The 22,912-nt window shown below is 45.0% G+C and carries 19 protein-coding genes; 9 read left to right on the top strand and 10 right to left on the bottom strand.

Annotated elements, in window-relative coordinates; genetic code table 11:
* Positions 1-19: 19 nt before the first annotated feature.
* The 3 genes from FTU42_RS01305 to FTU42_RS01295 form a co-directional block, all read right to left on the bottom strand.
* Positions 20-1,048, bottom strand: a complete 1,029-nt coding sequence (locus FTU42_RS01305; RefSeq protein ID WP_005095369.1) for a DUF4062 domain-containing protein — start codon at positions 1,046-1,048, stop codon at positions 20-22.
* A gap of 118 nt (positions 1,049-1,166) precedes the next feature.
* Positions 1,167-2,039, bottom strand: a complete 873-nt coding sequence (gene murI, locus FTU42_RS01300; protein ID WP_180074974.1) for a glutamate racemase — start codon at positions 2,037-2,039, stop codon at positions 1,167-1,169.
* A gap of 48 nt (positions 2,040-2,087) precedes the next feature.
* Positions 2,088-2,699 (bottom strand): DUF1285 domain-containing protein, encoded by a 612-nt coding sequence (locus FTU42_RS01295; RefSeq protein ID WP_005095365.1) that lies wholly within the window; start codon positions 2,697-2,699, stop codon positions 2,088-2,090.
* Positions 2,700-2,885: 186 nt separating this feature from the next.
* Between FTU42_RS01295 and FTU42_RS01290 the strand changes: the two genes are divergently transcribed.
* Complete coding sequence (locus FTU42_RS01290) at positions 2,886-4,598, top strand: electron transfer flavoprotein-ubiquinone oxidoreductase (protein ID WP_005095364.1); 1,713 nt, start codon at positions 2,886-2,888, stop codon at positions 4,596-4,598.
* Positions 4,599-4,846: 248 nt separating this feature from the next.
* Here the strand turns inward: FTU42_RS01290 and tusA are convergent, their stop codons facing one another.
* Complete coding sequence (tusA, locus tag FTU42_RS01285; protein WP_100329307.1) at positions 4,847-5,107, bottom strand: sulfurtransferase TusA; 261 nt, start codon at positions 5,105-5,107, stop codon at positions 4,847-4,849.
* Positions 5,108-5,309: 202 nt separating this feature from the next.
* Between tusA and FTU42_RS01280 the strand changes: the two genes are divergently transcribed.
* Positions 5,310-6,149: an HlyC/CorC family transporter gene (locus tag FTU42_RS01280; RefSeq protein WP_218949790.1), complete on the top strand. Its 840-nt coding sequence runs from the start codon at positions 5,310-5,312 to the stop codon at positions 6,147-6,149.
* A complete protein-coding gene (gene lnt, locus FTU42_RS01275) occupies positions 6,146-7,705 on the top strand; it encodes an apolipoprotein N-acyltransferase (RefSeq protein ID WP_159138691.1) in 1,560 nt (519 codons plus the stop codon). The genes FTU42_RS01280 and lnt overlap by 4 nt, the downstream gene beginning before the upstream one ends.
* A 153-nt stretch (positions 7,706-7,858) precedes the next feature.
* On the opposite strand, the gene FTU42_RS01270 is transcribed toward lnt, so the two are convergent.
* The 3 genes from FTU42_RS01270 to gspF form a co-directional block, all read right to left on the bottom strand.
* Entirely contained in the window at positions 7,859-8,194 is a 336-nt protein-coding gene (locus tag FTU42_RS01270; protein ID WP_005095358.1) for a hypothetical protein, read from the bottom strand.
* 284 nt (positions 8,195-8,478) lie between these two features.
* Positions 8,479-8,913: a type II secretion system major pseudopilin GspG gene (gspG, locus tag FTU42_RS01265; RefSeq protein WP_005095357.1), complete on the bottom strand. Its 435-nt coding sequence runs from the start codon at positions 8,911-8,913 to the stop codon at positions 8,479-8,481.
* A 79-nt stretch (positions 8,914-8,992) separates the two neighbouring features.
* Positions 8,993-10,198 (bottom strand): type II secretion system inner membrane protein GspF, encoded by a 1,206-nt coding sequence (gspF, locus tag FTU42_RS01260; protein ID WP_180082915.1) that lies wholly within the window; start codon positions 10,196-10,198, stop codon positions 8,993-8,995.
* 150 nt (positions 10,199-10,348) lie between these two features.
* Here gspF and FTU42_RS01255 point away from each other — a divergent pair, with 150 nt between their 5' ends.
* The 6 genes from FTU42_RS01255 to FTU42_RS01230 all read left to right on the top strand — a co-directional run bounded on the left by FTU42_RS01255 (position 10,349) and on the right by FTU42_RS01230 (position 17,355).
* On the top strand, positions 10,349-12,571 hold the full coding sequence (locus FTU42_RS01255) for a primosomal protein N' (protein ID WP_159138690.1): 2,223 nt from the start codon (positions 10,349-10,351) through the stop codon (positions 12,569-12,571).
* Between the two features lie 75 nt (positions 12,572-12,646).
* Complete coding sequence (locus FTU42_RS01250) at positions 12,647-14,500, top strand: cation:proton antiporter (RefSeq protein WP_180082914.1); 1,854 nt, start codon at positions 12,647-12,649, stop codon at positions 14,498-14,500.
* 50 nt (positions 14,501-14,550) lie between these two features.
* Entirely contained in the window at positions 14,551-15,426 is an 876-nt protein-coding gene (locus FTU42_RS01245) for an Hsp33 family molecular chaperone HslO (protein WP_180082913.1), read from the top strand.
* 323 nt (positions 15,427-15,749) lie between these two features.
* A complete protein-coding gene (locus FTU42_RS01240; RefSeq protein WP_005095344.1) occupies positions 15,750-16,211 on the top strand; it encodes a DUF2147 domain-containing protein in 462 nt (153 codons plus the stop codon).
* A gap of 459 nt (positions 16,212-16,670) precedes the next feature.
* Positions 16,671-17,003, top strand: coding sequence for a chaperone modulator CbpM (locus FTU42_RS01235; protein ID WP_005095341.1), 333 nt, complete (start codon positions 16,671-16,673; stop codon positions 17,001-17,003).
* A gap of 88 nt (positions 17,004-17,091) precedes the next feature.
* Entirely contained in the window at positions 17,092-17,355 is a 264-nt protein-coding gene (locus FTU42_RS01230) for a YdcH family protein (RefSeq protein WP_005095339.1), read from the top strand.
* Between the two features lie 197 nt (positions 17,356-17,552).
* Here FTU42_RS01230 and pnp read toward each other — a convergent pair whose 3' ends face one another.
* The 3 genes from pnp to recD form a co-directional block, all read right to left on the bottom strand.
* The gene (pnp, locus tag FTU42_RS01225) at positions 17,553-19,640 is read right to left on the bottom strand and encodes a polyribonucleotide nucleotidyltransferase (protein WP_171063368.1); all 2,088 of its coding nucleotides are present in this window, start codon (positions 19,638-19,640) and stop codon (positions 17,553-17,555) included.
* 259 nt (positions 19,641-19,899) lie between these two features.
* Complete coding sequence (gene rpsO / locus FTU42_RS01220) at positions 19,900-20,169, bottom strand: 30S ribosomal protein S15 (protein ID WP_004637724.1); 270 nt, start codon at positions 20,167-20,169, stop codon at positions 19,900-19,902.
* A gap of 898 nt (positions 20,170-21,067) precedes the next feature.
* The gene (gene recD / locus FTU42_RS01215) at positions 21,068-22,849 is read right to left on the bottom strand and encodes an exodeoxyribonuclease V subunit alpha (protein WP_159138688.1); all 1,782 of its coding nucleotides are present in this window, start codon (positions 22,847-22,849) and stop codon (positions 21,068-21,070) included.
* Between the last annotated feature and the right edge of the window lie 63 nt (positions 22,850-22,912).

The raw sequence follows: 22,912 nt of genomic DNA, 5'->3' as shown, positions 1-22,912 counted from the left end.
GATTGATTCTCTATATGGATTAATACACTGACTTAGATTGAAAAGTACGATCTAAATCCAGCAAACTGCTGTCCAGTAATTTTTGAGCTTTCGGCGTAATCTGCCAGAGCATGCGCTGGCGGTCATCCCGACCTGATGGCACAATCCAGTCATTCTGGCGCATCTGAATTTTCAAGCTATGCAAGGCACGAATATTCATCTGGGCACGAGCCACGGCATGTGCACGTGGCATTTCTGCCCGTGCATCTTCCAGACCGTTTTCATTTAAATATTCATTCATCCGCTTGGAGAAAAACTCTTCCGGTGTCGGGTTCACAAAGGTAGAGCCCAGCAGGGCCAATAATTGCGCCCAAGTCAGCTTCTTCTGAACTTTAATTTCCTTAAAGTTTCCATCCTGATAAGCCTGCATCCGGTATTCAAAAGAAAAGACTTCATGCATGGATACTTTAGGCAGGCTCAGGAACGGATCTATTTCCGCCGTTCCACCATCACGCTCCAGTTGGCTCACTTTAGCCTTGAGCTGATCAATCTCGTCATGCAGCGCCTGGGTATTTTGCGGACGCACCCATCCGGTCACCGGATAACGCTCCAGCATTTGCGGCATATTAAAACGTACTGCCATTTCCAGATCGCGCAAGCTGCGATAAGTAAAGACCTGGTCTACTTCCTGCTGCAGTAATTGACGAAATTCCTTAAACTTTTCCCGTAATTCCGGCTTGGTATCATGTAATGAGCTTTCACGTGATGCCGGATCGTCATGCATAAACACAATAATCGGTTTTTGCTTGGTCACTGCATAGATGTATTCGAGGTGCATATAACCGACACCCGAGACAGACTGTTCCCCATACTGACTACCTAGCAAAATCACTACATAGTCACAATCATCAATCTGGCGGCGTGAAAAAGCAGTATTCAGCGGCGTACGCTGTTCCAGTCCCCAAGAGAAGAACCCCATACCCACTAATGTTTGAGACAAAATGATACGTTCCGGCTGCATTTCTGCCCCAGAGGTTGAGATGAACACTTGGTATCGTTTATCCAGCATGGGCTATCCTCTTCTCCTGTACATTTGCATAAAAAATGCATGAATTCATGCATTTTGACACAATATGACCACCCCAAAATGAAAAAATATCGTTCTTTTAAAATTATAAAAATGAGTTTTAAACTGCACTCATATTACTGATCTGCCATTTTAAACCGGCAGGAATCAGGTGCTGCAAAACCGGCCGGAGCTGTTCAGCATTCTGCCCACTCACCACCAATTCAATTTTCACGCTTTCTTTACGCTCATGCTCAAATAATAACTCATTTTTAATTAAAATTCGGGCCGTTTGTCTCGCAACTGCGAATCCTGAGTCAATTAATGTCAGCTTTTGACCAAAAATATACTGAATTGACGCTTTTAGGAAGGGGTAATGCGTACATCCCAGTACTAAATAATCAGCGCCTTGATCCACAACTGGTTGTAAAATCCCTATTAATATCTGTAAACAGGCTTCACTCATCTGCTCTCCAGCCTCAACAAAAGGTACCAGTTCTAGACTGGTCACAGGCAGGACTTTAACCTGAGCGGGTTCGGCAAAACGGGAGATCACATCTTTAATCAGTTGCCCGCGAAAAGTGGCCGGTGTTGCCAAGACCGCAACTGTTTTCGACTGGGTATTCAAGACTGCAGGTTTAAGTGCTGGCACCAAACCGATAATTGGAAAGTTCTCGCCATAATAGTCACGCAAATAATCCAGACTAAAGGCAGAGGCCGTATTACAAGCCACGACTGCCACTTTACAGCCCTGACGATACAGCCATTCAATCGCCTGAGCAGTCAGGCTACGGATTTCCTGATCATCTCTCGGGCCATAAGGCACATGTGCAGTATCGGCATAATAGACAAAGCGTTCATTCGGCAGATGGCGGGCAATTTCCAGAGCCACCGACAAGCCGCCTACGCCCGAGTCAAAAATACCAATCGGTGCATCTGCTGTTGCGTTGGGCATCGGGTCTAATAGCGGGGAAATGGGTTGAATGGCGCTCATAACGGTCTGAATTGCGGTGTCAAAAACTCTAGCGACCAAGCTTAAACCTCAGGTGCTCAAATGCAAGTCTAAATCGCCACTTTTCAAACTTAAAACGGCTTCACCTGCCGGATTTTCATCAAGCTCTCCCATCTCGACCAGATGCAAAAATGCGGCACGCTGGATCAGGGCATTGATTCCAAAACGTACATGCACATAAGGTCGCAACTCATCTTTATATTCACGCATAAAGATCGGATGTTCAGCATCCACAATAATCAGGTCTTGGGTTGTGGTGCCCAGTTGCAAATAGCTCAGTCCATTAATCTCGACCTGATCGACCTGATTGACCAATAAAGGTTCATCTTCCACTTCAATTTCAATCATTTCTACCGGTGTTTTTAGGTAGAATTTTCCCTGCTCTTTCCAAAGGACGGTTGCAAACAGGTCAATCATGGCTTGGCGTTTGATCAATTGACCTTCGTGCCACCATTCTCCATTGGCCAAAACCTTCAGATCCATTGTGCCACAATGCTTTGGCTGCCATTGCTCCAAAGGAGGAATTGACCTTTTGTGACCGCCCTGTGCATCTTTTAAGTATTGCGCGATATCCATTAAATTTTTATCATCAGGAGAAGTTACTTTTTTCGTCAGATGTTTGCTGGGTACTGGCTTATCCATAAAAGAAGACCTTAATGACGGAAAAATAATATGTTTCAGCCAATTGGCTAAAACTCGGTTTAAAACTATACTAGCCCAGATTATCAAAGACACCAGTATTTTTGTGTCTAGGAACCAAGAACACTTATGGCAGCACCCAATCATCCGATTATGGTTGCCACCGAATAGTAATATGAGGAGTCCTACATGGAACACATCGAACGTGAATCGATGGAGTTTGACGTCGTCATCGTCGGCGCAGGCCCTGCGGGTCTATCTGCTGCGATCAAAATCCGTCAACTTGCAATTGAAAACAACTTAAATGATTTGTCCGTTTGTGTCGTAGAAAAAGGCTCCGAAGTTGGCGCACATATTCTGTCTGGTGCTGTGCTAGAACCGCGTGCCATCAATGAATTGTTCCCGGACTGGAAAGAACAAGGCGCGCCGCTCAATGTGCCGGTGACTGAAGATAAAACCTTCTTCCTGCTTTCAGATGAAAAATCACAAGAAGCACCACACTGGATGGTGCCAAAAACCATGCACAATGATGGCAACTACGTCATCTCGCTCGGCAATGTGGTGCGCTGGTTAGGCCAAAAAGCAGAAGAACTGGAAGTTTCAATCTTCCCGGGCTTTGCCGCCTCAGACATTCTGTATCATGCAGATGGTACGGTAAAAGGCATCCAGACCGGTGACATGGGCATTGGTAAAGATGGCGAACCGACGCATAACTTTACTCCGGGTTATGAACTGCATGCCAAATATACGATTTTTGCTGAAGGCTGTCGTGGTCACCTCGGTAAACGTCTGATTGAACAATTCAATCTGGCCAAAGATGCAGATCCACAGCATTACGGGATCGGCATTAAAGAACTCTGGGAGATTGATCCTGCCAAGCACAAACCGGGTCTGGTGATGCACGGCGCCGGCTGGCCATTGAATGAAACCGGTTCTTCAGGCGGCTGGTGGCTGTATCACGCTGAAAACAATCAGGTGACTTTGGGTATGATCGTGGATCTGTCCTACACCAACCCGCATATGTATCCATTCATGGAAATGCAGCGCTGGAAAACCCACCCTTTAATCAAGCAGTATTTAGAAGGCGGCAAGCGTATTTCTTATGGCGCCCGTGCCGTGACCAAAGGTGGCTTTAACTCGTTACCGAAGTTCACTTTCCCGGGTGGCTCACTCATTGGTGATGATGCCGGCTTCCTGAACTTTGCCAAAATCAAAGGCTCACATACCGCAATGAAATCCGGCATGCTCTGCGGTGAAGCGGTATTTGAAGCGATTGCGGCTGGTGTGGAAAAAGGCGGTGATCTGGCTATTGCACGTGTGGTTGAGGGTGACGATTTCTTTGTTAAGGAACTCACCGCTTATACCGACAAGTTCAACAACAGCTGGCTCAAAGAAGAGTTATACAATTCACGTAACTTTGGCCCGGCGATGCACAAGTTCGGTCAATGGATGGGTGGTGCATTTAACTTTATCGACCAGAACGTGTTCAAAGTACCATTTACCCTGCATGATCTGGTGCAAGACCATGCTGCACTGAAAACCCAAGCCGCTGAAAGCTTCAAGCCAAACTATCCAAAACCGGATGGCAAGCTGACTTTTGACCGTTTATCTTCTGTATTTGTATCGAATACCGTGCATGAAGAAAACCAGCCTGCGCATTTAAAGCTGACCGATGCCTCTATTCCGGTTGAAGTAAACCTGCCTAAATGGGATGAACCGGCGCAGCGTTACTGCCCGGCGGGTGTCTATGAAATCATGGAAAATAATGACGGTTCAAAACGTTTCCAGATCAATGCAGCCAACTGTGTACACTGCAAGACCTGTGACATTAAAGACCCATCTCAGAACATCACCTGGGTAACACCGGAAGGTGGCGGTGGTCCTAATTACCCTAACATGTAATTAGTATCCGAATATGTAATTCGGCTAGTCCTTGCGCGAGCTCATACCCTAACATGTAATGTTAGGGTAATCTTGCGAATGAGGAATATATTCCGCAAGTTCTCATATCCGAATATTTAAGCTCTCATGAGAACAAAATAAACCCGCTCGAAAGCGGGTTTATTTTCTGGAGAATGGCGATAATATTATTTTTAAGATCGAATAGGAACTCTTATCAGATCATAAATTTCAAAAAAAATTCGGCCAATTTAGCCGCCCTTTTTCACCAGATAATGAAATTCTTTATTGCCGTTTTCATCCAGACACTCTTCCTGCAACAGCAATTCATGTCCCAAGTGCATGCAAAATTTTGGAATATCCCAAGAGGTTGAATTATCGGTAGCAAACACCTCAACCACATCACCGGCTTTAGATTTACGAATGGCCTGATGCAACATCATGACTGGCTCAGGACAGCGTAAACCTCGGGTATTTAATTGCAGGCTTGGGATAATTTCAGTTGGGGGCATCGATAGACTCAAGAGTGGAAGACTGAAAATATTTTAGCATAATCCCGCTCGGGCATTGCGGCTTTGCCAAAGTACACACGACTAAACGCAGCCCTGACTGATACGATCATGCCTGCACATCATATTTACAATAGACAAGCGTATTTTCTGCGGTATGATAAAACCACGTTTTTTTAGATATTAAGAGTCTTCAGGAAAAATCATGCACGAGGAATCAGGCCCGTCGTGGGGTATGCGCGGCTTACGTAAATGGCTGGGAACTGCACCCGAAACTCGCGACGAACTGCTAAAATTAGTACAAGATTCACGTCGATTTTTAGAACCCGATACTGTTGCCATGCTTGAAGGTGTACTTGACCTTCCGGCAACCAAAATTCGCGAAGTCATGACGCCTCGCACGTCGATGATCAGCTTACAGGAAGATGACCAACTGCTGGATATCCTGCATGTGTTGGTCGAATCTGCGCATTCGCGTTTTCTGGTCTTTTCCTCCGATCAAACCGATAATGTGGTCGGCATTCTATTGGCCAAGGATTTATTGCCTTTTCTGACCGAACCAACCTCCAAAGTCGATATTCGCGCACTGATGCGTCAACCCTTATTTGTACCAGAGAGCGCCCGTTCCGATCAGGTGCTGCGGATGCTGAAAAACACCCAGACCCATATTGCCGTGGTGATTGATGAATACGGCACCACCTCGGGTCTGGTCACGCTGGAAGATATTCTGGAAGAAATTGTTGGTGAAATTGAAGATGAACATGACAATGCCGATGAAGAGGCACAATTCATTGTTCCGGATAACGATCCAAACACCGCCAATACCTGGATAGTACAAGCTCTGACCCCGATTGAGCATTTCAATAATATGCTGGATGCGAATTTTTCTGACGATGAAGTGGAAACCATGGGTGGCTTGTTATTACAGGAAATTGGTCTGGTGAACGATCTTGAAGGCCAGACCATTGAACTGGAAAACTGGCAATTTACCATTCTTGAAGCAGATTCACGCTCTATTCACCTAATTCGAGCCGTGCGCCAATGAGAGCGTATTTCGACAAGCTGTTGAGTTCTGATCAACAGCAAAAACCGTTGCCGCTGATCTATCCTGTTTTAATTGCCTTATTTGCAGGTGCTATCTTCAGTTTGGCATTGGCTCCCTATCATTACTGGTGGCTGGCCATCCTGTCTCCGGCACTACTCTATGCCTGCCTGCGTGGACGTAGTGCCAAACAGGCCTTTGGAATTGGCTGGGCCTATGGAATTGGCCTATGGTTTGTGGGCGCATTCTGGCTGTATACCTCAATTCATGTCTACGGCGATACCAGTGCATTTCTCAGTGTTGTAATGATCTTGATCATGGCACTGGTGATGGGCCTGTTTAGCGCCGTTCAAACCTTTGTCTATCGCCGCTTTTTCCCGGAAACCCCTCTGACCTTTGCCCCGCTTTGGGTTCTGTTTGAATGGTCTAAAACCTGGGTCTTTACCGGTTTCCCGTGGTTGTTTGCCGGCTATGCCTTTACCGAACGCTACCTAGATGCCTATGCACCTCTGTTTGGGGTGTTTGGGGTATCTTTTGTCGTGATTATTCTGGCCTGTACACTGGTCGAAATTCTGAACCGACGTCTGTTCTGGGCGGTTCCTGCTGCAATTTTACTATTCGGTGCCTGGGGCGCGGCTCAATTGAGTTTTGTGCAACCAAAGAATGAAAAGCCGCTTACGGTTTCTCTGATTCAGGGCAATATTCCGCAAGATCTGAAATGGCTGACTGAATATCAGGTAAAAACTTTATTGATTTATGCCAATCTGAGCAAGACCGAATGGGGCCGTGACCTGATTGTCTGGCCAGAGTCCTCGATTCCGATGTTCCAGACCGATATTGAAGCTTTTCTCGAAGCGATGAAAGTACAGGCTGAAAAATCCGGTACTGCATGGGTCACCGGCATTCCGTATTGGGACTTACCAGAATCACAAGCTGCGGGTTATCCGAAATATTACAACAGCATTATGGCCACGGGTGATGAGTCGGAGGGTTTGTATAAAAAGCAGCGCCTGGTGCCCTTTGGTGAATATATTCCGCTGTCAGGCTGGTTAAGCTGGGTATTGCCAGGTCTACAGAATGATCCCTCTATGAGCGGCTTTACCCGTGGGGCGGACAATCAAAAGCCCTTGAATGTGAAAAACCATCCTTTAGGTTCCGCAATTTGTTATGAGGTTGCTTATCCAAACCTGACACGCCGCAATGCCAGTCAAAGTGACTTTTTAGTTACGGTCTCGAACGATGCCTGGTTTACCGGCACGGCAGGACCTTTGCAGCATCTACAAATGGTACAAATGCGCGCCAAGGAAAATGGCCGCTGGTTTATCCGTGCCACCAATACCGGCGTGACCGCCTTTATTGACCACAATGGCCATATTGTGAAAAAAGCCCCGATGGATCAGGAAGCGGTACTGCGGGGTGAACTTCCAGCCATGCAAGGCGAAACACCTTATATGAAACTGAGTGATTGGCCGGTGATGATCTTTTCAGTTTTACTTTTGCTCTTGGGATGGCGCTTCCGTCCCCGTAAAGTGGATGTCAGCTTTAAGTCGAGAAGATAATTTCTTCAAGTCCCTCTTTTACAAAAGGGGATTTAGGGGGATTACTAGATATAACATCTTATCAATCTCTCCTAAGCTCCCTTTACGAAAGGGACGGACACTCAAGGCAATAAAAAACCGAGGTCAATGCCTCGGTTTTTTATATTTCAAATTTTAGAACTGAACTGCTAGATAAGAAATCATACTGGCGAGGGATAACATTGGAAGATAGCGGTAAGTTTGCACCATCATATTTTCGAATACAGACATCTGCCGTTGTTTTAATTGCAATACCGAGGCTTTCAATGCCGACCAGAAGCACAATGCAAATAATGAACTCATCAAACTGATGGCAAAAAAACCTACCATAATCTGGCTGCTACCCTCGGTAGTCTGCCATAAATGCAGAATGCCCTGACTAATCGGTAACATGCTTAAAACCAAAAGAACAGATTTCAGCATCGACCAATGAAATTGGTTTATTTCATCCCCTAAGATTAATGCTTTCATATTCTTCTCCGTTGGCTCGTCAAGTGCCGTTCAGATCATTATGAGCCTTTTTGGGTAAATAGAAAGTCTATATTTATTCATATTTTATGATAATTGTAATAGATAAATATGGGAATAATTCTTATTATAACTCGCATATACAACTCATTAATTAATTACAATAAATATCAAAAACTTAGATTATAATTTATAATTAAGCGTTATTATCACTTCACTTAGTATTGAAAACATCTATTAAGTGAAGTGATATATTCCATCTATTGAGAGTTTATATTGATTCTCAATCAAGGCTGATAATAAATATCAGCATCGGTGCCTTCACCACCCGACTGACCATCTGCACCGAATGAATACAGATCAAAAGTACGACCATTGGTGCCCGGCATCACATATTGCAGATCATTATCCCAACTGTCTTTAGGATAGCCGCCCTTGACATAGCCGCCCGGCAACCAGTTTTTCGCAGTCGCAGGCTGGTTCACCAGTGCATCCAGACCACCTTCCTGCATGCTTGGATATTTGCCATTGTCCAGCTTATATTGGTCCAGTGAACCAGCAATACTCTGTAACTTGATCACAGTGGTATCCACTTTGGCCTTTTCACCGCGTCCCATCACGTTCGGTACAATCAGTGCAGCAAGCACACCGAGAATCACAATCACCACCATCACTTCGATTAAGGTAAAGCCCGTCTGTTTATTTAATTGATTCCTTTTCATTCAATCTCTCTCATTCATTTGCATCATTCACAACATTCAATTTAATTTTAATACCACAGGAATTTTAACTTGATTCTGTTTAAATCATATTATTCATATTCACAATTGGCAGCATCACCGCAATCACAATGACCAAAACAATACTGGCCATTAGCACCAGCATTAAAGGTTCCAATAAGGCCAGTAAAGTCGAAATCAGCGTGGTGACTTCCCGATCCTGCATCTGTGATGCACGCTCCAGCATGCGATCCAGTTCGCCCGAGGCTTCGCCACTTTTGATCATTTGTACCATCATCGGCGGAAAATAACCACTGCGCTCCAGCTGGGTTGCCAGGTTGCCGCCTTCGGTGACTTTTTCCGCTGCCAGATTGACCGCATCACGAATCACCCAGTTATTACTGACTGCAGCGCCAATCCGTAGGGCATCGACCAGAGGCACGCCTGACTGGGTCAAAATGGATAAGGTACTGGCAAAACGTGCGGCATTAATCCCGCGTGATAATTTTCCAAATAAAGGCAGTTTCAGGGTTAAACGGTCGAAGGCATAATGCCCGGCTGTGGTTCTTAAGAATCGTATCAGCAGGGAGATGCCCAAGAAACCGCCAACCAAGAGAAATGGCCACGCAATACGAATAAAATCACTGGCTTTCATCAAGGCGACCGTAATCCACGGTAAGGCATCTTTGCTTTGATCAAAAGTCTTGACGATATCTGGCACCACATAAGTCATCAGCCCCATCACGATGGCAAAAGACATCAGCATCAAAATAATTGGATAGACCATCGCGCCTTGAATTTTTTTCTGCATGGCAAAACGGTTTTCGGTATAGTCAGCCAATTGATCCAGAATCAGATCCAGATGCCCGGAACGTTCACCGGCCGCAATGGTGGCAATATACAATTCTGGAAACCGCCCGGACTGTTGCAGACCCTGCGCCAGACTATGCCCCTCCAGAACCTTGGAACGCACCGACATCAGCAGATTTTGTACATGTACTTTTTCGCTTTGCTTGCCGACGGCGCGGATGGCTTCTTCCAGCGGAATCGCGGCGGCGACCAGGACAGATAATTGCCGGGTCATTAAGGCCAGATCATAAGCGGTAATGCTTTTTTCAAACCATTTCCGCCGATCATGTTTGTCTTTTTTCTCGACAGGATCAACAGAGACCGGAATAAGTGCTTTATCCCTTAACTGTTGCCGGATCTGACGTGCAGAATCCCCCTCCAGCACGCCTTTTTGCTGCTTTCCTGAAGCATCAAGCGCAATAAACTGATATACAGGCATTGTAATGCTCTAATTTTCCAAAATTTTGCTTAACGCTGTTGCGTCAGACCACCGAAATCATTCATATTCTTTGATATAAATTATCTGCTCACTCTACCATAATCGAACTTTAAGCACGACGAAATTTCTTCAGGATATCCAGCGCCAGATATGCAAAATTCTCATACCGATTCTAGTCCACTTTATCGCGTACGCGTTGCTGTACCTGTGCATGTATTCGATTGTTTTGATTACAGTATGAATGCAGAACAATTTGAGCAGGCCCAGGTCGGCGCACGCGTATTGGTGTCTTTTGGACGACAGAATCTGGTAGGGGTGATTATCGAAAAGCTCTCCGCAGATACTCCGGTCGACCCACGTTTTAAACTCAAGCCTGTCACTGAATTGCTGGATGAACGTGCCATCATAGACCCTAAAGCTTTAAGTTTGTTGACATGGTCGGCACAGTATTATCAGTTTCCGATGGGTGAAGTGGTGCACAGTGCCCTGCCAACGCTGTTACGCCAAGGTAAGCCTTATAACCTGCTGGCTCGCACCTGGAAACTTCTGAACCCTGATGCTGAAGCTAAAATACGCCGTTCGGAAAAGCAGCAGGAAGCCTACCGGATTTTAAAACTGCATCCGGTTGGCACCACTGAAAATGTATTGAATTTGGCCGGAATTGAAACTGCGACCTTAAAAGCACTGGAGAAAAAAGAGATTTGTATCTGTGTGCTGGAGCCACAAGATTTCAGTCCACAGCCGATGCAATTGGCGCAAATGCCGCTGACCGCTAATCCTGAACAGAAACATGCCATTGATCAGGTATTAAAGTATCGCAATCAATATCAGGCTTTTTTACTGGATGGTCTGACCGGCAGTGGTAAAACCGAAGTCTATCTACAAATCATGCAACAGGTGCTGAAACAGGGCAAGCAGGTTTTGGTGCTGGTGCCGGAAATTGGTCTGACCCCGCAAACGATTAGCCGTTTCCAGTCGCGTTTTCAGTGTCATATCGCGCTATTGCATTCAGGCCTAAATGATACAAAACGTCTGCAAGCCTGGCAGGCAGCAGAGACTGGCAAAGCTTCAATCATCCTCGGCACACGTTCCGCCATCTATACCCCCATACCGAATTTGGGTCTGATCATTCTGGATGAAGAACATGATTTGTCTTTTAAGCAGCAGGAAGGTTTCCGCTATCATGCCCGCGATGTGGCGCTGTACCGCGGCCATTTACAGCAATGTCCAGTGCTGCTGGGATCAGCGACACCAAGTATCGACAGTTATGCGCTGGTTGAACATGGCAAAATGCAGGTGCTGGAGCTGAATCAACGTGCCGGCACAGCCTTAATGCCGAAAATCCATATTCTGGATTTAAAGGTGGCACAGAAAAAGCATGGCATCAGTCTGCAACTGATTCAGGACATCAAAAAGCGTCTGGAGAAAAAAGAACAGGTACTGATCTTTTTAAACCGCCGTGGCTATGCCCCCGTCCTGCTTTGTGGCAGTTGTGGCTGGCAGGCACAATGTCCGCACTGCGATGCCAATTTTACTGTGCATCGCCAGCCTTATCAGCATCTGCATTGCCATCACTGTGGCACCATTCACCGAATGCCGGAGCACTGTCCGCAGTGTCAGCATCAGGAACTGGTCACACTGGGTATGGGCACTGGCAAGGTCGAAGAACATCTGAATGAACTTTTTCCAGATCATGAAGTGATTCGGGTCGATCGCGATTCCACCAGCCGGGTGGGTAGCTGGCAAAAAATCTATGACAAGATTCAAAAAAGTGAACCCGCGATTCTGCTCGGCACCCAGATGCTGGCCAAAGGGCATCATTTTCCTTATGTGACGCTGGTGGCGATTCTGGATATTGATTCCGGTCTGCTCAGTGTGGATTTCCGTGCCACCGAACGTACCGCACAACTGATCGTTCAGGTCGCAGGCCGGGCTGGACGTGGTGAACACAAAGGCGATGTCTATTTGCAGACGCTCAGACCGGATCATGCCCTGCTGAATACCTTGGTCAATGAAAATTATCGTGTGTTTGCCCAGCAGACCTTAAAGGAACGGCAAATTGCCCAGATGCCGCCTTATCGTTATGCCATCCTGATTCGCTGCGAATCCAAGGATCAGGCACAAAACACCGAATTCTTACAGAAACATGCGGCATTCCTCAGGCAATATCCTGATCTGGCGCTGGACATCTGGGGGCCCATTCCTGCGCCGATGGAACGTAAGGCTGGGCGCTATCAGTCGCATATGGTGCTTTTGTCAGCAGATCGTCCACGTTTGCATTACTATGTGCGCAGCTGGTGGCAGAATATGCTGCAGGACAAACCTTCCAGCATGAAGCTGACGCTGGACATTGACCCGCAAGAACTCAGCTAAGAGAATTGCATCTGAGTCCATGTCCGGGACATACGCATCAACGTCTGGATCAAGCATAAAATTTAGGACAGGAAAATGTCGATACTGTTACAAATAACACTGGTTTTGGTGGTCGCACTTTTAATAGTGCCACTGAGTAAAAGGCTCAGACTACCAAGCGTACTGGGCTATCTGTTAACAGGACTGATCTTAAGTCCCGGTATTTTGCATCTGATTCAGACTCCAGACCTGATGAACAGTTTCATGAACGTCAGCCTGTTGGCACTGCTGTTCTGGATCGGGCTGCAACTCAGACCACAACGCATCGCCCAGATCAGTCAATCTCTGTGGATGACGGCTGCTTTGCAGGTACTAATGAGCACCTTGATTTTTAGCCTGCTGGCCTGGATTTTTCTACAACAAAGCCTGCTGGCCAGTATTGTGATTGGACTTGCTGGCAGTCTATCAGCCATGACCTTGGTGATTCAACAACTCCACAATCAGGAACAGTTTGCCACCAGCTATGGTCAACAGACCTATTCAATCCTGCTGCTGCATGCCCTGCTGGCCATTCCTGTGATTGCCGCCATTCCTTTATTTAGCGGAATTCCCTCGACCGAACACGGAGTGGCTTATTTTGCCGCAATGATCACCACTTTTACCGGCTTGTTCCTGTGTAATCGCTATCTGATGCAGCCACTATATCGCTGGATTGCTAAAAGTGGCAGTCACGAACTGCACACGATTGTGGCGATTGCGGTAACTTTGGCACTGCTGCTCTTGATGAATACGCTTGGACTGAATCTGTTTCTTGGCGCTTTATTTGCCGGGATTTTACTGGCAGATTCAGATTTCCGGCCCGCGGTAGAAAGCACCATTCGGCCTTTTCAGGGCTTATTGATTGGCTTAGCTTTTATGAGTCTGGGTATGTCACTGCAACTGCCCGATCTGTTGAATTTCCTCTGGATCATTTTAGGTGGCACTTTTACTTTGATCTTGGTCAAGTTTGCAATCAGTTTGGCATTGGCGCGTTATCATCAAAATAGCTGGCGCAATAGTACCCTGCTGGCAGCCAGTCTGGCACAAGGTGGCGAGTTTGCCTTGCTGGCGCTGGTGATTGCGGTATCCGACCAGATCATCGCAGCCAATCTGCTGTCTCCCTTGCTCTGGATGGTGAGTTTCTCATTATTACTTAGCCCGGCATTTTACTGGTTATTACACAGTCAGGTTTTACCGCGTCTGGATCAAAACAATCATCTGGCAGCCACCTTCGAAACCGATTCCAGTCCTCAAGCCAGCCCCCCTATTTTGCTGATTGGATTTGGCCGCTTTGGACAAATTATTGCCCGGATTTTACTGCAACAACAGCATGCATTTAGTGTCATGGACAGCAATGTGCCAGCCACTGAACTGCTTGCGCAGTATCAAATTCCTTTCTATCAGGCCGATGCGACAGAGCCAGAAACTTTGGCACATGCAGGAATTGCGATGGCCCAGCAAGTGATTATTGCCATTGATGATATTGAAGATTCGATGCTGATCGTGCGGTATATCCGGCTGAATTATCCTGAAACTTGTTTATGGGTACGCGCGCGTGATCGTCATCATGTGCATCTGTTACAGGATTTAGGTGTAGAGAAAATCTGGCGTGAAAACTACTTTTCAGCACTGGAAATGAGTGAGGCTTTGTTAAGCCAGTTGAATACTGCTCCGGAAGAAAGTCGGCAACAGGTTGAATACTTCCGCGCACATGATGAAAAATTACTCAACAGTCAATACCATCTGGATTCGGATCAACACGCAAGTTATGAACATCAGCGGAGCAGTTTGGCTGAACTGGAGCATCTGTTTGCCGAGGATCAACGCAACAAAGTTCAAAAAACAGATACACAGCCGCAACAGGATACAAACGGCGCAGGAATTGATGCGTTAAGAGATGATCTGTCATAACTTGTGTTTTACAATAATGACACCATTAAAGCAGGGTTATGGAGAATTTTATGTCTGATTTACGCCAACGCTTTTTTATTGAAGATAGCCCTGTTCGTGGTGAAGTGGTGCATCTTGAAGAAGCTTTACAAACCATTTTAGCGCAACGTGACTATGCACCTGCGGTCAAGATTCTGTTGGGTGAAATGCTCACTGCGACTGCACTGCTTGCCAGCACCTTGAAGATTAAAGGGCGTATCAGCCTGCAAATTCAGGCATCGGGCACATTTAAATGGGCAATGGCTGAATGCAACCACTTGGGTGAAGTTCGCGCTTTGGCGGACTATGAAGAAGATCCGCACTTTCTGGTGGGTGAAGATAGCAGCACCATCTTAAAGTCACTGGTTTCTCCAGTGCTGTTTATCAATATCGAACCAGAATTTGGTGAGCGTTATCAAGGTATTGTGCCGCTGGACAAAGAAAATCTGGCTGGCTGTCTGATGCAGTATTATGACCTGTCTGCACAGATTCCAACGCGCATTGTACTGGCAAGCGACTATCAGCGCGCCGGTGGTTTACTGATTCAGCTATTGCCACGGAATAGTGAAGAAGAACAGCGCCGTGTTGATGAAGATTTATGGCCGCGTCTGACCATGCTCACTGAAACCTTGAAAACTGAAGAACTAATCGGCCTGCAAGCCACTGACATTCTTTACCGTTTATATAATGAAGAAGAAGTGCGCTTGCCAGAAACTGAAGCCTTGAAATTTGGCTGTACCTGCTCTAAAGAGCGCTGTGCAGTGGCCTTACAACAGATTGGCGTAGAATCAATACGTGAAACACTGGAATTCCAGAATCCGATCAAAATGGATTGTCAGTTCTGTAATAGCCAATATACCTTTACAGCCGAAGAGGCCTTAGGTCTATGTGGTGAACATCTAAGCTAAACGGTGCTAAGCATGAGTTTAAAAAAGCATTCCTCAGGAGTGCTTTTTTATGTTTTAAAATTTACATGACGAAGCTCAACAGAGCATATTTACCTCCAGTAGAAAACCTGCCTATTCACTGAATCAGATCCTCAGATAAACCCCACCTCAAAATCCCATTTAAATTATAAGACTATTCACATTAACAAAGACCAAATAATCATCGTTTTAAAAAAATTATGAGAATACAATCACATTTTATAGTATTGATTTAATTATGCTTTTAAAATAAATTAGAGTAATAATTCTAAAATGAATACAGTATCAAATTTAACAGGTATGTTATGAAAAAATTATTGAACACTCTAGTGATGGGGATAAGTTTGGCTGCGGTTTCTAGCTTGGCCTTTGCCTATGAAGATCCGTTAGTGGGTAAATGGAAAACCATTGATGATCAATCAGGCTATTCTCGTGCGGATGTAGAAGTTCGTAAGAAAGCGGATGGTAGCTATGAAGGAATAATTGTCGCAACACGTAGCTTGCCTGGCGCAGAGAAAATGGGCATCTGTCATAAATGTCCAGGTCAGCTCAAAGACAAACCGTTTATAGGCCTGCCGTTTATCTGGGATTTTAAAGCAGATCCGAAAAAGCCACGTGAATACCATGACGGCAAAGTGCTTGATCCGATCAGTGGCAAAATTTACAAAGGCAAAGCACGCCTAAGTGCCAATGGCAAACGTCTAACCTTGCGTGGTTATGTCGGTGTCTCAGTAATTGGCCGCAGTGTAACCTGGATAAAACATTAATTTCAGAAAGATTTTCAAAGCCTCTGTATCAGGGGCTTTTTCTTTGTCATGTTTTGAAACAATAAGGTACAAATAAAAACTGTTTTGGCGCAGCTAAAGTCATAATAATGGATCGAAGACGGTTATTTTTTATCCATTTATGATGATCAATCTTCAGCCTTGTTTAATTCTGTCATCAGGTCTGCTTTGCTGTCCTCATAGGGCAGCGTATATTCAACACAGGAAAGTGTTTGAACACACTCGGTCAATAAAACATAAAACTATAAAAACAGCGTTCACTTTCACCTTCTCTTATTCGCGCGTTCCTGATGCATTGAATACCGGAACATACCGATTTTTTTCTCGTGATCATTTGAGTCATCACTCTGAGTCTGCATATCCGAAGAATAGAAAGCGTTTTACTTCAGTACCTTTTCATTCTCTCAATTTTGCACACTTGGCTGTTTAAGGAGTAGAGCCATGACTACAATTCAGTACCAAGAAAGCTTTTCACAGGACTATACCCCGTCAGAAATTATGGACGATCACTCATTTGACCTCATCCACTTCGCAGAAGCATGCGGACAAAGTCCGGAATGGGTCATGCAATTGATTGAACATGGAATTCTGCCCGATCGTTCTCCTGTCACGCCAGCCAGCACTTTCCTCGGTGAGGATATTTCGCGTGCACAACGCGCCTATCGCCTGCAACGCGATTTTGATGCGTCATTTACCGCAGTCGCGATGATGCTGGACCTCATCGATGAAGTGCAGGAGTTACGCCGCGAGGTCAAACATTTGCATTTTAAGTAAGTCCTTTGATGCTCTGTCTATCTGCATCTTTCGCTGCAGGTCAGGGCATATTTATTTTTAATTTGATGATTAGAGTATAAAAAGCGCTATGAAAACCAAAGATTGTAATAAAAAAATGAAATACATGTTTCCCGAATACCGCGACTTGATTGTGCAACTTCGCGAGGAAAATCCATACTTTGCCAAATTATTTGAGGAACATAATGAGCTGGACAGGAAAATTAGTCAGCTTGAACTCGACCCGGTCAATCATATCAACAATGATATTGAAGCGATCAAGCGTAAAAAGCTAAAATTGAAAGATGAAATTTATCGTCTGCTAAAAAGTTCTGAAGCCGATCCCCTGACCTAAGATCAACTGCTTAATACAGACTCAGATCGTGCGACAATCGTTGACAGCCTGTGGGCGATTCAAACATTTTGGCCAGATGTGCGGAGATTTTCCGAAGCATAAAAAAAGCCCTGAACAGCCAAAGTAAGCACTTTGATCAAGCTCAGGGCTTTTGATATTTCATTCCCATGAGCTAACTCATGGGAATATTCAGATGATTAAACTTGTTCGATGTCTTTCATGGTCAATTTGATACGGCCACGGTTGTCAACGTCTGCAACCTGTACCTTCACTTCTTGACCTTCTTTCAATACATCTGCAACGTTCGCAATGCGTTCGTTCGAGATTTGAGAGATATGAAGTAAACCATCAGTACCCGGAAGAATATTCACGAACGCACCGAATTCAACGATACGAATCACTTTACCCACGTAAATTGTACCTGGTTCGATCTCAGCAGTTAATGCTTGAATCTTCGCAACTGCAGCAGCTGCTGCCGCTTTAGTTTCACCGAATACGCGAACTGTACCGTTATCTTCGATATCGATTGCAGCTTTCGTTTCTTCAGTAATCGCACGAATCGTCGCGCCGCCTTTACCGATTACATCACGGATTTTGTCCGGGTTGATGTTGATCACTTGGAATGTTGGTGCATGCATCGAAATTTCAGGACGAGCGCGTGAAATTACTTGGTTCATCTCATTAAGAATGTGCATACGACCGGCATAAGCCTGGTTCAATGCAGACTCCATGATCTCTTCAGTAATCCCTTCGATCTTGATGTCCATTTGCAGTGCAGTAATACCGTTTGCAGAACCTGCGACTTTAAAGTCCATGTCGCCAAGATGATCTTCATCACCCAGGATGTCAGAAAGAACTGCGAAACGCTCGCCTTCTTTCACTAGACCCATTGCAATACCCGCAACTGGTGCTTTAAGTGGCACACCTGCATCCATAAGTGATAGAGAAGCACCACATACAGAAGCCATTGAAGATGAACCGTTCGATTCTGTGATGTCAGATACGATACGGATCACGTACGGGAAGCGGTCAGCTGCAGGAAGAACCGCTTGAACACCACGGCGCGCTAGACGACCGTGACCGATTTCACGACGCTTAGGACCAGATTCACGACCAGTTTCACCTACAGAGTATGCAGGGAAGTTGTAGTGAAGCATGAAGTTGTCAGTTTTAGTACCTGCAAGAGTATCAACCATCAACGCATCACGGGTATTACCCAAAGTTGTTGTAACCAATGCCTGAGTTTCACCACGTGTGAACAATGCAGAACCATGAGCACGACCTAATACGCCCACTTGTACATCGATTGCACGAACAGTTTTAGTATCACGACCATCAATACGTGGCTTACCAGACAAGATGTTGTCACGAACCGTGCGGTATTTAAGATCTTCGAAGAGTTCGTTTACTTCGTCAGCAATACCTGTTTCATCTTCTTCAGGAACGAACTGTGCCACTGCTTCTGCGTGAAGTGCATCAAGCGCCGCATAACGGTCTTGTTTCACAGCAATTGTGTAGGCTTCAGAGATTTTCGCTTCGAATGCATCTTTTAATTGACCAAGAAGCGCTTCATTTTTGCTTGGAGCAACCCAAGTTGACTCAACTGCGCCAGCTGCTGCAGCAAATTCTTTGATCGCTTGAATCGCGATTTGCATTTCGTCATGACCGAACAATACAGCGCCCAGCATTTGGTCTTCTGAAAGTTCTTTCGCTTCAGATTCAACCATCAATACTGCAGCTTCAGTACCTGCAACAACCAGATCAAGATCAGACTCTTTTAACTGTTCGTGGTTCGGGTTCAGGATGTATTCACCGTTGATCAAACCAACGCGAGCGCCGCCGATTGGACCACGGAAAGGCGTACCTGCAATCGACAATGCAGCAGAAGTACCCAGCATTGCAGCAATGTCAGCATCCATGGTTTTGTCAGATGAAATTACTGTTGCAGTCACTTGAATTTCGTTGAAGTAACCTTCTGGGAACAATGGACGAATTGGACGGTCGATCAGACGTGAAATTAAAGTTTCAGCTTCAGACTGACGGCCTTCACGCTTACCATAACCACCCGGGATACGGCCTGCAGCATATTGCTTTTCTTGGTAGTTAACAGTCAATGGGAAGAAGTCTTGACCGGCTTTTGCTTTAGGTTGCGCTACAACAGCAACAAGAACCTGTACGCCGCCCATGGTAATCACAACAGTGTTTGCTTGACGTGCAACGCGACCTGTTTCAAGAATCACGTTGTGTTGACCGAATTGGAATTCTTTACGAATAATATTAAACATCGACATGTTTTATTTTTTCCTAGTTCTTGTGAACAATTATTCTAGTGGAGACCCCTAAGGTTTGGCATTCACGACCATATAGACGAACAAATGACAAAGCTTAGAAGCCGACCTCACCAGATTAAATACTATTTTTAAACACAAAGAAGGAGCGAAACATTCGCCCCTTCCACTGGCCTAGCCAAAAGCTAAACCGACTTTAGTTTTCAGCAATAAAGCACAAAGCATGCAATAACCCGAAAATAAAGTTTAAATCGAATTAACGACGTAAACCTAAAGCACCGATCAATGCTACATAACGACCGTGGTCTTTACCATTTAGGTAGTCAAGCAGCTTACGACGTTGGTTAACCATACGGATTAGACCGCGACGGCTATGGTGGTCGTGTTTGTGCTCTTTGAAGTGACCTTGTAAGTCATTGATTTGAGCAGTCAAAAGAGCTACTTGAACTTCTGGTGAACCAGTGTCGTTTTCAGCGCGTGCGAATTTAGCAATGATCTCTGCGCGATCTGCGTTAGTTAAAGCCATTCGATTTCTCCGAGATGCTTATATATTTTGATAAAAATCAATGTAATGAGAATTCAAAACTTTGACTGCCGTGCATCACTACAGCAAGTTGCATATTTTAAGGGAAAATGCGCCAAATTGCAAAAATAGATCAGCACTTTTAAATGTTTTCAATCGGTGATTTATTTAAAGCGAAGCTGTTGTCCATTGATCCTGAGTTATTCAAGATCTGTACTGTTTTAAGCGAGATCATCTAGACCACTTAAATAGAGAAATCGACCTAAGCAATTAGAACGCTTTTTCTATTGTTTTAATGTACCGTCGTCTGTCTGAATAAAAAATAGATAAAAAAAAGCCCGAGTTTAGTCGGGCTTTTTGGCGCTGTAGTTCTTTCTCTTATCATTATTATTTATTGTGTTTTTTATAGCGTTTTACGCTTGTTATTATTTTCAAACATCCTGTTGAAAAATCACCTTCCTTGTGTGGTAGATTTTGCCATATTCTACAAAGACAAGTAGAGGCATTTAGCGTATCTTGCTGTAAGCTATTTCGTACAATAACTAGCCTAAAAGTTGCATAATATTACATTAATACCACTTTATTTAACCTAATTCGCTTAAATCCAGCCATTCCACAACAATATCCAACTTTAGAATTAAGGTAAATATCTAGTATTTTGAAATATAAATTAATTAAATATAAAAAAGCCTTGTAGTCTCTCCCAAAACTACAAGGCTTAGCGGCTGTAAGTTTCCTCTTTTTACTTACCTCACTGTAAGTTCGCTGTCTACTGACATTCTTTTTATAATTATACGATTATGCTCAACTTTCCGTGTTGAGTTATTTTGTAGAACCAATCTTCTCAAAAACTGAGCAAAAGCTCTATGCGTCAATTTCCTGAATCCTTGTAAGCTTTTACCTACAAGATTTGATTATTTTTGCCAATTAAATTACTGGATTGTTCAATGATTTTTTGGCTCAAACCACTTTTTCGGGTGGTTCTGACACAAAGTGCTTGTATAAAAGCATCACAATCCACCAATAAACTGACCACTTTTTTGGCTCGAGTAATCGCGGTATAAATCAACTCTTTGCTCAATAGATTTTTTGCATATTGATCCAGCACCACTGCCGTATGGGAAAATTCTGAACCTTGAGATTTGTGAATAGTCAGCGCAAAAGCGGTTTCAATACTTTTAGGTAAACGGGTCGCCAATACCCATTTTTCCAGACTTGGGAAATACACTTCAAACTGACGCTGACCAGACTGCTCACGTAAAAAACAAATGCCAATATCACCATTGGACAGACCCAACTGATAGTCGTTATAGCTCATCATGACAGGGCGTCCAACATACCAGTCGCCCTGTTTCAATTGGCCTTGCGCTGCTAAAAAGCGTTGCTCAATCTGCAGGTTGATCTTGAGCAGACCCAGATCACCAGAACGGATTGCGGTTAAAATCCGGTAATCATCAAAAGTTTTGACCACCTGTTGTACGTACTGCTCAAAATCAGCTGAGTTTCGTTCTGTTTTTATGGCCTGTACATAAGCCTGATAACCATACATCAGCTGATCATAATACTGATTCAAACTATGCGCGGTCTGTTCGGCGCCAGCGAGCAGGTATTGCAGCTGCAACTGGTCGATTTCAACCTGATTCAAATCGATCGCCTGTAACTCACTAGCCGGCACAATCTGCTGCTCAAATTTCTGCAAGACGTGAGAAGACTCATGATTCTGCTGGATAAACTCCGCCATTGCACCAATCCTGGCTCCAGTCGCAAAACGTCGCGTGGTGATTAAATTGACCCGGTTATCCTCCAGAGTCACCACTTGCTGTAAATCTGCCAGTACCGTTCCGACATCCACAGAGGCCAGCTGGTCTGCATCACCGAGTAAAATCAGCCGTGCATGAGGCGGTACGGCGGCTAGCAACATCTGGGATAGGTTTAAATCCAGCATCGAGGCTTCATCGACCACGATCACATCATAGGGCAAAGGCTGTTTGGCATGAAAGCGTGGCTGTCCGCGAGTACCTAGACCCAATAAGCGATGCAGGGTCACCGGTTGCAACTGTTTTAATGCTTCTAGCTCAAACTGTTGTAACGCTTCACTGTGCAAGGCTTTTTGCAGTGCTTCTTTCATGCGCTGTGCGGCCTTTCCGGTAGGTGCTGCCATGGCAATCCGGATATTTGGCAAGGCTTCATGCAGGACCGCAATCATATGCGCCAAGGTATAGGTTTTACCGGTACCCGGACCGCCGGTAATAATATTCAGCGCCTGCCGCGCAACCATTTCCAGTGCCAGTTTCTGCTGTGGATCTGACAATAAATTGCGATCACGTTCGGATAAATCAATAGCGGCCACCGGTTGGGCTTTAATCCGAGCAATATGTGAGGCTACCGCCTGTTCCAGTTGCCAGTAGCGGTACAGATATAAATGCTGATCTGCACAAATAAATGGTGCAATTCCTGCACTCTGTTGACGGCGGTCTAAAACCAGATTATGCAATAAGGCAACCTGCTGAGGATTAACTTCGATACAGCTATCTCCCGCTTGCATCGCTTCAAGCAGTTGCTCGATCAATAATTTTGCTGCCGGATCAAATGCAGCTGTACTGAATGGAAGCTGACACAGATAGTCAATCCAGGCCATTAAATCGGAATGTTGCTGTGACACGTGATTCTGCTCATTTTCCACACAGTTATCCTCAAAGTTATCCACAGGATAATTTCATGTTTAATCTATACATATTTTATAAAA

This window comes from Acinetobacter sp. YH12102, from assembly GCF_013419125.1.
In the GTDB taxonomy this organism is placed as follows: domain Bacteria; phylum Pseudomonadota; class Gammaproteobacteria; order Pseudomonadales; family Moraxellaceae; genus Acinetobacter; species Acinetobacter pseudolwoffii.
The sequence above is the reverse complement of the archived record's forward strand: the minus strand, read 5'-3'. Positions and strand labels throughout refer to the sequence as shown.

Coding starts and splice junctions, on each gene's coding strand:
- FTU42_RS01305 (WP_005095369.1), bottom strand. CDS start 1,048: ATGCTGGATAAACGATACCAAGTGTTCATCTCAACCTCTGGGGCAGAA.
- murI (WP_180074974.1), bottom strand. CDS start 2,039: ATGAGCGCCATTCAACCCATTTCCCCGCTATTAGACCCGATGCCCAAC.
- FTU42_RS01295 (WP_005095365.1), bottom strand. CDS start 2,699: ATGGATAAGCCAGTACCCAGCAAACATCTGACGAAAAAAGTAACTTCT.
- FTU42_RS01290 (WP_005095364.1), top strand. CDS start 2,886: ATGGAACACATCGAACGTGAATCGATGGAGTTTGACGTCGTCATCGTC.
- tusA (WP_100329307.1), bottom strand. CDS start 5,107: ATGCCCCCAACTGAAATTATCCCAAGCCTGCAATTAAATACCCGAGGT.
- FTU42_RS01280 (WP_218949790.1), top strand. CDS start 5,310: ATGCACGAGGAATCAGGCCCGTCGTGGGGTATGCGCGGCTTACGTAAA.
- lnt (WP_159138691.1), top strand. CDS start 6,146: ATGAGAGCGTATTTCGACAAGCTGTTGAGTTCTGATCAACAGCAAAAA.
- FTU42_RS01270 (WP_005095358.1), bottom strand. CDS start 8,194: ATGAAAGCATTAATCTTAGGGGATGAAATAAACCAATTTCATTGGTCG.
- gspG (WP_005095357.1), bottom strand. CDS start 8,913: ATGAAAAGGAATCAATTAAATAAACAGACGGGCTTTACCTTAATCGAA.
- gspF (WP_180082915.1), bottom strand. CDS start 10,198: ATGCCTGTATATCAGTTTATTGCGCTTGATGCTTCAGGAAAGCAGCAA.
- FTU42_RS01255 (WP_159138690.1), top strand. CDS start 10,349: ATGCAAAATTCTCATACCGATTCTAGTCCACTTTATCGCGTACGCGTT.
- FTU42_RS01250 (WP_180082914.1), top strand. CDS start 12,647: ATGTCGATACTGTTACAAATAACACTGGTTTTGGTGGTCGCACTTTTA.
- FTU42_RS01245 (WP_180082913.1), top strand. CDS start 14,551: ATGTCTGATTTACGCCAACGCTTTTTTATTGAAGATAGCCCTGTTCGT.
- FTU42_RS01240 (WP_005095344.1), top strand. CDS start 15,750: ATGAAAAAATTATTGAACACTCTAGTGATGGGGATAAGTTTGGCTGCG.
- FTU42_RS01235 (WP_005095341.1), top strand. CDS start 16,671: ATGACTACAATTCAGTACCAAGAAAGCTTTTCACAGGACTATACCCCG.
- FTU42_RS01230 (WP_005095339.1), top strand. CDS start 17,092: ATGAAAACCAAAGATTGTAATAAAAAAATGAAATACATGTTTCCCGAA.
- pnp (WP_171063368.1), bottom strand. CDS start 19,640: ATGTTTAATATTATTCGTAAAGAATTCCAATTCGGTCAACACAACGTG.
- rpsO (WP_004637724.1), bottom strand. CDS start 20,169: ATGGCTTTAACTAACGCAGATCGCGCAGAGATCATTGCTAAATTCGCA.